Annotated in this window: 3 protein-coding genes; all 3 read left to right on the top strand. The window is 46.7% G+C overall.

Annotated features, from left to right (window positions below; genetic code table 11):
• Positions 1 to 196, top strand: a 196-nt coding sequence (locus tag ACH2DQ_RS18475; RefSeq protein ID WP_395027792.1) for a BMC domain-containing protein, incomplete at its 5' end; no start/stop codon positions are given.
• Between the two features lie 72 nt (positions 197 to 268).
• A complete protein-coding gene (locus ACH2DQ_RS18470; protein ID WP_394916074.1) occupies positions 269 to 706 on the top strand; it encodes a EutP/PduV family microcompartment system protein in 438 nt (145 codons plus the stop codon).
• 1 nt (position 707) lies between these two features.
• Positions 708 to 2,141, top strand: a complete 1,434-nt coding sequence (eutA, locus tag ACH2DQ_RS18465) for an ethanolamine ammonia-lyase reactivating factor EutA (RefSeq protein WP_395027790.1) — start codon at positions 708 to 710, stop codon at positions 2,139 to 2,141.
• Positions 2,142 to 2,170 lie beyond the last annotated feature (29 nt).

Raw genomic sequence — 2,170 nt, 5'->3', positions numbered from 1 at the left:
ACCCAGTGAAGGTGCAATCATAGCCGCTGATATCGCCACAAAGGCATCTGATATTACGTTAGGGTTTATTGACCGTTTTAGCGGAGCGTTGGTTTTTACCGGTGATATCAGTTCAGTGGAAGCGGCAATAAAAGATATTATAAGGACAATGGAGCAGGATCTGGGATTTACCGGGGCGCCGATTACCAGGACTTAGAGTGTGATTGCATTCGCACTCCTTATTCAGAACTATTACAAGCAGGCTTGTAATAGGCAGAGGGGAAAGTGTATGAAAAAAGTTATTTTTATCGGTCAGACAGGCTGCGGCAAAACCACGTTGTGCCAGAAACTGAATGAACAGGCGATTAAATACCGAAAGACCCAGGCAGTAGAGCGCTATGGGGATTCTATTGACACCCCGGGAGAATATTTAGAAAACCGCCATTTTTACCATGCCCTGATCATGACGGCGGTGGATGCAAAAGTGATTGCGCTGGTTGCGGATCCCACATCGGAATATCGGGCAATTCCACCTGCTTTTGCAGGAATATTCGGAAAAAAGGTAATTGGCATAATTACGAAGATCAACCAGACGGATTCCCAGAGAATTGATAAAGCCAGAAAAGAACTTGTCAAGGCTGGGGCGGACCCTATTTTCGAAGTGGACACTCCGGAGGGAATTGGGATTCAGGCGCTGATGGAATATTTGGAAAAGGAGGCGGTGTAGGTTGAAAGAAGAATTGCTGAGTGTGGGGATAGACCTGGGAACCAGCACAACCCAGCTTATTTTTTCAAAGCTGCTTGTTGAAAATATGGCAACCAGCTATACCGTTCCACGGATGGTAATTACCCAGAAGCAGATACAGTATAAAAGCGATATTTACTTCACACCTCTTGTGGACCAGACGCGGATCAATTTTGATGAGGTCCGCAGGATTGTGGAAAAGGAGTATGAAAAAGCAGGCGTTAAAAAAGAGCAGATAGATACCGGGGCAGTCATTATTACCGGAGAAACTGCACGGAAAGAAAATGCCGAAGAAGTAGTAAATGCCCTTAGCGGATTCGCAGGAGACTTTGTCGTTGCAACGGCGGGACCGGATCTGGAAAGTGTGATTTCCGGAAAAGGAGCGGGGACGGATCTCTATTCCAAGGAACACCATTTGACGGCGGTCAATATGGACATTGGAGGGGGAACCAGCAATCTGGCGGTATTTCAAAGAGGAGATACGATTGATACCGGTTGTCTCGATATTGGAGGGCGGCTGATTAAGGTAGAGGCCAGAACCGGAAAGATCACTTATATAGCCCCCAAGCTTTTGCAGATTATCGAAAACGAAAAGATGCCTCTGGCTGTTGGTACAGTGGCTGACCGGCAGAATCTGAAGCCCATACTGGATATAATGGTAAGGGTGCTGGAGGCAAGTGTTGGGCTGAAGGAAGAAGATGCTTATTTTAAGCTGATGATCACGAACAAGAACATTCAGCAGAAAGACCAGATTCAATGTATCAGTTTTTCAGGTGGAGTGGCAGATGCGGTTTATCACCCGGAAAAATTCACAGATCCGTTTCAGTTTGGGGATATTGGAATTTTGCTGGGAGAGGCTATTAAGAATTCCCAGCTTGTCAGAAAACTGAAAGTGATAGAAAGCAATGAGACTATCCGGGCAACGGTAGTGGGAGCGGGAAGCCATACTACGGAGATCAGCGGCAGTACCATCACTTATACCAGTGATGCATTTCCGGTGAAAAACCTGCCGGTCCTGAAGCTCACACGGGAAGAGGAACAGCCGGAACAGCTTGCGGGAGCCATTAAAAGAAAGCTGGACTGGTTTCGGGTAGAAGAGAAACTTGTGCAGGTTGCAATTGCCATAGACGGAGAGGGCAACCCCTCATTTTCCAGGGTACAGAAGTATGCCAGAGATATCCTTAAGGGGGCAGAAGCACTGATAGAAGCAAAGCTTCCGGTGATCGTGATTGTAGAAAATGATATGGCTAAGGTATTGGGGCAGACGATGTACCATCTGCTGGATTGGAAAAAAGAAGTGATCTGCCTGGACAGTATACATTTGTCGGAAGGTGATTATATAGATATCGGAAGGCCGATTGCGGAGGGCTGTGTGCTGCCGGTGGTGGTAAAAACACTGGTGTTTAAGACCCAGTAAATTAACAATGCTGCAGTAAATGCGGCACA

This window comes from Robinsoniella sp., assembly GCF_034124845.1.
This window is presented reverse-complemented; position numbering and strand designations above follow the sequence as displayed.

Coding starts and splice junctions, on each gene's coding strand:
- ACH2DQ_RS18470 (WP_394916074.1), top strand. CDS start 269: ATGAAAAAAGTTATTTTTATCGGTCAGACAGGCTGCGGCAAAACCACG.